General features: G+C 61.6%; 1 protein-coding gene. It reads right to left on the bottom strand.

Annotated elements, in window-relative coordinates; genetic code table 11:
• The coding region (locus IB244_RS31815; protein ID WP_192307033.1) for a transposase at positions 1-255 on the bottom strand (255 nt) is incomplete at both ends.

Below are 255 nucleotides of genomic sequence, written 5' to 3'. Positions count from 1 at the left end.
CTGCGCCCGGATAACCGTGGCGTCGATGGACAACCACTCCATGTCCGGATCGACAGAAACTGCTTCGAAAATCCGGTCGAATATGCCCTGCTCGATCCAACGGTAATAGCGCCGTTTGACCGTCTGATAGGGGCCAAAACGGTCTTCCGGCAGATCACGCCAGCGCGCTCCGGACCGGGCAAGCCACAGTATCGCGTCGAAGAACCGACGCCCATCACTGCGAGGACCGCGCCTGCCTTTGCGACCACCGGGCAC

It is taken from the genome of Rhizobium sp. RHZ02 (assembly GCF_014851575.1).
In the GTDB taxonomy this organism is placed as follows: Bacteria; Pseudomonadota; Alphaproteobacteria; order Rhizobiales; family Rhizobiaceae; genus Rhizobium; species Rhizobium altiplani.
This window is presented reverse-complemented; position numbering and strand designations above follow the sequence as displayed.